Below are 6,119 nucleotides of genomic sequence, written 5' to 3' on the forward strand. Positions count from 1 at the left end.
GAGAATTAACCCATGAGTACATTAGAATCGGTGATTTGGCATATTCTTGGTTACAGCGCGATGCCTGTTATTATCTTCGGCGGCTTTGCGGTGGTTGCCGCCGTTTCACTTTGGTTGCTGTCACTGAGTAAAGATAAAGAACTATAAATTACACTTCCTACCGTAATTTATAGTCAACTCCCAATAAAAATCCGCCTGTGCATAAGGCGGATTTTTTACTTCACTTTAAATGACATGCGCAGAAATACTAAGGCGCGGAATCCACCACTACAGGCAAGTAATGTTTAGGCTCAAGTTTCAACCACTCTGGTAACACAGTCCCGATTGAGATTGAAGACCAAGTTCCAGAAATAATACCGATGAACATTGCAATAGCAAACCCCTCAAGCGGCTCCCCGCCCATTAACCACAATGCGGAAACGGTGAGTAATGTCGTACCCGAAGTCACCATAGTGCGTGAGAACGTCGCAATCACGGCTTGGTCGGTAATCTCTTTGGTTGGCGTACTTTGCTTGGCCACGAGCAGTTCACGAATACGGTCGGCAATGATAATAGAGTCGTTCAATGAATAACCCAATACCGCCAGTACCGCCGCAAACACGGTTAGGTTGAACTCCATCTGTGTCAGAGCAAAGAAACCGAGCACTAAAATAACGTCATGCAGCAAGGCTAACAAAGAGCCGCTCGCTAAACGCCATTCAAAGCGGAAACACAAGTAACCTAAGATACACAGTAAGCAGATCATCAACGCTAAACTACCTTGCTCCACCAGATCTTGCCCCACTTGCGAGCCGACCATACTGTTGCTCACCACCGTCACATGTTCAGAGACGTCGCTGAGCAAAGTGGGAATGTTAGGCGTCTCTTGATCGCTTTCAGGAAGCGCGTAGCGGATAACCCAACGTCCTTCTTCACCTGCTTTGGTGAGCATCGTTGAATCTCCTAATGTAGGTTTCAACGCTTGCAGTAACTCTTTGTTGGTGAGGGTTTTATCGACCGTGACTTCGGTGACCATCCCACCGGTAAAATCCAAACCCATGTTAAGGCCTTTCACACCAAACGCCACTAACGAGATCAGCATCAATGTCACAGAGAGTACGCTCGTGATGTAACGAATTGGACGAATATGGTTTTTCAAATAATCAATCATGTTTATACCCTTACATCACGACGAGCATCTCGTCCCCAAATGAGATTGATAACCGCACGCGAAGCAAATACACCGCTGAACATACTGGTCATAATGCCGAGCCCTAAAGTCAGGGCAAAGCCTTGGATTGGACCATTACCGATCGAATACAGAATCACGGCGGTGATCATAGTGGTGACGTTGGCGTCAAGAATGGTGCTAAAGGCGCTGCTAAACCCAGAATCAATCGCTTGGGCGAAATTACGTCCTTCTGCAATTTTGTCTTTGATACGTTCAAAAATCAGCACGTTGGTATCGACAGCCATGCCAACCGTCAAAACCAGACCTGCAATCCCCGGCAAGGTCAGCACAGCACCCGGCAATAAGGCAATCAGACCAATGAGACACACCATGTTAAACAGCAACGCCGCGTTCGCCACCCAACCTAAACGGCGATACCAAAGCGCCATAAAAGTCAGCGTTAATGCCATACCTAAGGCTAATGCGGCAAAACCATTTTGAATGTTTTCTGCGCCCAATGAAGCGCCGATGGTACGCTCCTCTACGATAGTCACAGGCGCGGTTAATGAACCAGCGCGCAGCAATAAAGCCAGCTGCTGTGCTTCTTCCATCGAACCTGCACCAGTGATTCTAAATTGGCTACCCAGCTGCGATTGAATGGTCGCAACACTGATCACTTTTTCGCTACGCTCTGTTTCGCCACGAGCATTGGTGGTGTATTCACGGTACACGGTCGCCATCGGCTTACCGATATGCTTGGATGAAAAATCACTCATGATTTTGCCACCCGCGTGGTCAAGCGAGATGTTGACCTCAGACATTCCCACTTGGTCAATACCTGCGCGCGCATTAACAATGTGATCGCCGGTTAATACAGGGCGTTTAGTAAGTACAACATTGCGGCCATTTTCATCTTTTAGCACAATGTCTTGCGACGTAAACGCTTCGCTGGGTGATTTCGCCTCATAAAAAGCAAGGCTTGCCGTCGCACCAATCACGTTTTTCGCTTGTGATGGGTCTTGCACGCCCGGTAATTCGATACGAATGCTGTGCTCGCCTTGGCGCTGAACCATGGCTTCAGTGATGCCCAGCTCTTCAATGCGATCACGCATAATCTTGAGGTTCTGTTGCAGCGTCGTTGATTGGAAATCGACTCGATTCTGTTTTGAAGGCTTGATCAGCAGTTGATCAGAAGAGCGTTGAATATCCCACCCTGAGTAAGTCTCTTTAAGAAATGCATTGATTTTATTGAGATCTTCCGCTGAATTGCTCATTACTTTGAAGCCATCAATACCTTCAGAGCTAACTTTCACGCTGCGAAGACGCTCGTCACGCAGCTTATCTTTCACGGTATCGATCATGCTGTCACGTTGCTCTTGGAACGCTTTATCCACGTCAACGTTCAGCAAAAATTGCACACCACCACGCAGGTCCAATCCTAGTTTAATCGGGTTAAAACCTAAATTTGTCAACCATGTTGGTGCAACCGAAACGTAAGAGAACGTAATACTGTCTTCTTTTTCAATCATGCCATCGAGTAATTCTCTGGCGTGCGTTTGCTGGACTTCATCAGCAAAGACTAAGGTCGTTTTCCCACCTTGCTGCTGTATGTTTTGTACCGCAATATCGTTTTTTTCGAGTAGATGAGTCAATTCCACGACTGAATTAAGCGTCTCATTTTTAGCTGAGACTTGCAGTTGGATCGACGGCTGTTCACCATACCATGTGGGTATAGCGCTCAAGGCAAGCACAACCAAAGTGGCGGCCAATACGATATACTTCCACGCAGAATAGTGATTAATAAGACGTACTGACGCCTTTTTATTTTGTGTTTTTTTCATACCAATCCTCTCAGCAAAGCTGAGTTGTTATTACTTTAAATAAACAAGTTAAATGAACAAGCGAGTGACTTTGTCACTTGATATAAAGTAAGAAGGATCAGTACTGGCTATTTAACGCCACATACATGGCATTGGTTTCTTTCCAACCAGAAATTCTGTGGTTAGAACTGTAGGGGCGAGCTTGCCATGCCGCCAACTCAGCGACAGGAAAAAGATAAAGCCTAAAGGGAGCGACGGTGACATCGTAATTGGGCGTGTTATCGACAAAAGTGGGACCATCGTATTCAACAACTCGGGAAGTTACCCCCCAACGAGATGCGGTAACGATTGCAGCAGAAGTGTCTGAGTGAAGCGATTTTGATACGGGTGGAGCCGTTTGTTTATCTTGTTGATCAGATATTGATTGTTGATCAGAGATAGGTTGTTGAATAGCAATAGCTTGAGGCAATGTTTGCTGATGAACAATCGCCGTGAGCGAGGTTTTTTCACCATATTGTGGGATGACTTTAGGTTCAGCGTGGCTGTGCGTTTCACTTTCAATTAAATAGCCGAACGCTTGCGAAGGCAGAACCACCGCGAGAAGCGTAAACCAGACATATTTAATAAAGTGCCAATGCATGAAAAAATCATTCCTCTCAACTCAAGCAAGCAAGCAAGCAAGCAAGCAAGCAAGCAAGCAAGCAAGCAAGCAAGCATCATATTCCTGGCAACCATAAGCCTCAAGTAAAAAGATCTAAATGCTCTTACCACTTTAGCTAATGAGAAGCGTAAAATATTTCTTTGCTTTGTATATCAAAGTAAATTTTGTTGGCTAACTTGCGGCCACCACAATACACAAAATAAACCTCACGTTCTTGATATTTGAGCGACTTTACCCAGCCACCAAGCTCTTCAAAATCTTCTGGTACGCAGGTTTCATTTTTCAGCAACTCATCGGTTTTCTGCACAAAAGCCGTTTCATAGAGTTTAAAATCATCCGAATTCGCAATGTACTGCGTGACCGTTTTACGGCGCTCCTCTGCTGTGATCAGCGGGGCTTGTTCCACTAAACCATCCAGAGGTATCCACTCCGCAACTTCAGGCCCGTTTTCCTCATAGACAAAATAATCGGTAATACGGCCAAAACCCGATTTACGTTCCAAGATTTTCACCTTATCACCACGGTATAGAACCCGCTCAATAAACGCTTGTGCATCGGGCTTTTCTCTTACTCCGAGCCTTGCTAAATCGACATATAAATCATTAACGAGTGGCTTTGCTGGCAAAGTCGTTTTAGGGGAAGGCTCATCCGTTGGCACTTGTTCTTCATCGTTCGAACTCGACGAATCGGCCTGCAGTACTTCTTGCTCGGGAAGATAATAAAGAAAGTAATAGCCAGCGCCTGCACCCGCCAGCCCAAGCAGCAATAATAGAAACATCAGCATTTTTTTCATCTTGCTGCTCATTCCTTTCTTGTTGTGCGCAACCTTGTTCGGCGCGCCACGCTTTAATTGTTCGTTAATTATAGTTGAAATCTCCGAATGTCATTTTTACTCACTATTCGAACCCACAGCGATACTAACGGCAGCCTAATCCTGAACTTGATGCTATGCGTCAATCTTCTGCAAAATCAGTCCCTTTTATTGGGTGAAGCTCCCACTATCATCATGAACCATATCATTATCAAGCTCATGAATCGTACCGATACGACAGCGCTTTTCTGGAGCTAGTTTTTCATATTCGGTGAGATAAATATCGCTATGTATATGCTCTGCAATCATTTTGACCAACAGACGATTATTAGAATACAGACCCAACGCTTCTTGACGATGAGAAAACATTACTGCTTGTTTCATATCCACAACCAACATAAAACGATGCGAGGGATAACGTTGCTCCTGCTGGTCGGAGCGAGAATATAGCTCCACTTTAGGATGTGGTACCGATAATTTATTAAAGGAAAAGGTAATGACTCGAACACCTCTTTCGATAGCATCACAAATTTCTTTTTCTAATAGCTCTAGATGAAAGTCAGTATTTAGGTACACCTCCACCTGCGCGAGTGCCAGCATCTCTCTCGCTTTTTGAATGAGGTTTTCAAAACCCGTCACGTTATAAATAAACTCTTTCTCCTCTTGGAGCATCATGCGCGATAGCTCTTTTTTAAGGATCTGAATATTGTCGATCGTCTGTCTTTCTATTTGGCTGAAAATGAGTTCGGGCGATTTTGCTTCATACTCTTTTGTGTCTCCATCCGACATAAAAATACAACCATTTTTGTATAAATTATCGATTGAAGAATAAACCGATGAGCGGGACAAAGAGATATCTTTGGCAATCTTATAGCCGCTTGATCGACCATTTTTAAGTAAATTGATGTAAACCAATGCGTCTGTCTTAGTAAATCCAAACCCCATCAATTTCGTTACCAGTTCAGTCACAGGTTCTCCTCGCTTTTTATTCACAGTTGAATTCCTAAATGTACCTACACCATTTGAGGCTGCCGATAGCTAACAAGTGAAAAAAGATCACGAGCAAACCCAACGAAAAACCTCAAATTGGATAGGTATAGAGATTATCACTCCTTACGCAGTGAATGTAGACGAATCTATTGAGATTCAGGGTGAACTAAGCTTATCGCCACCAAGCCTAAGCGGTGCATAAGCCCAAGATGTTAAAACCGAAAGCGGTTAAATGCATAAGCTGCTCTTGCCACATAAACGAAATAGCACTATCACTGTTATTAATAAAAAACGTTTGCTCACCTCGGGAATAGGCCAACACGGAAGGATGCTCGACGGTATGCCAATTAAGTGAAGGTTCATTCCAGTGTGGATGATTTTTACGCAATTCAATAAGCCACTGAATAAAGGCTTTGAAATCGAGATCTTGTTCAGATTCATCCCAAATCATACACTTCCGATTGTCTTCTCTACCCATACCTTTACACCCATCCATCCCTATTTCTCCACCATAGTAAATACAAGGTGAACCAACCTGCGTGAACATGAATAAATAGGCTAGCTTAGCTTTATGCTTATCATTGGCACATAAGCTAAGTAAACGAGTCGTATCATGGCTTTCTAGTAAATTAAACATCACTTCGTTGACGTTTTTAGGATACGCAAGATATGAACGAGTCACTGCAT

General features: G+C 44.2%; 7 protein-coding genes. 1 reads left to right on the top strand and 6 read right to left on the bottom strand.

Features of this window, described 5'->3' with window-relative positions:
• Positions 1 to 12 precede the first annotated feature (12 nt).
• Positions 13 to 147, top strand: coding sequence for a TIGR02808 family protein (locus AACT18_RS12010; protein WP_013868527.1), 135 nt, complete (start codon positions 13 to 15; stop codon positions 145 to 147).
• A 100-nt stretch (positions 148 to 247) separates the two neighbouring features.
• Here the strand turns inward: AACT18_RS12010 and secF are convergent, their stop codons facing one another.
• The 6 genes from secF to AACT18_RS12040 form a co-directional block, all read right to left on the bottom strand.
• Positions 248 to 1,150, bottom strand: coding sequence for a protein translocase subunit SecF (secF, locus tag AACT18_RS12015; protein ID WP_017045371.1), 903 nt, complete (start codon positions 1,148 to 1,150; stop codon positions 248 to 250).
• A gap of 2 nt (positions 1,151 to 1,152) precedes the next feature.
• Positions 1,153 to 2,991 carry a protein translocase subunit SecD gene (gene secD / locus AACT18_RS12020; protein WP_094143613.1) on the bottom strand — a complete coding sequence of 613 codons (1,839 nt, stop codon included), beginning with the start codon at positions 2,989 to 2,991 and terminating at the stop codon, positions 1,153 to 1,155.
• Positions 2,992 to 3,088: 97 nt separating this feature from the next.
• The gene (locus AACT18_RS12025; RefSeq protein ID WP_094143615.1) at positions 3,089 to 3,610 is read right to left on the bottom strand and encodes a hypothetical protein; all 522 of its coding nucleotides are present in this window, start codon (positions 3,608 to 3,610) and stop codon (positions 3,089 to 3,091) included.
• 136 nt (positions 3,611 to 3,746) lie between these two features.
• The gene (locus AACT18_RS12030) at positions 3,747 to 4,424 is read right to left on the bottom strand and encodes an SH3 domain-containing protein (RefSeq protein ID WP_237666606.1); all 678 of its coding nucleotides are present in this window, start codon (positions 4,422 to 4,424) and stop codon (positions 3,747 to 3,749) included.
• Between the two features lie 186 nt (positions 4,425 to 4,610).
• On the bottom strand, positions 4,611 to 5,411 hold the full coding sequence (locus tag AACT18_RS12035; RefSeq protein ID WP_029189831.1) for a TrmB family transcriptional regulator: 801 nt from the start codon (positions 5,409 to 5,411) through the stop codon (positions 4,611 to 4,613).
• Positions 5,412 to 5,619: 208 nt separating this feature from the next.
• Positions 5,620 to 6,119, bottom strand: a 500-nt coding sequence (locus AACT18_RS12040; RefSeq protein ID WP_254920006.1) for an alpha-amylase family glycosyl hydrolase, incomplete at its 5' end; no start/stop codon positions are given.

Source organism: Vibrio sp. V04_P4A5T148 (assembly GCF_963875605.1).
GTDB lineage: Bacteria > Pseudomonadota > Gammaproteobacteria > Enterobacterales > Vibrionaceae > Vibrio > Vibrio anguillarum.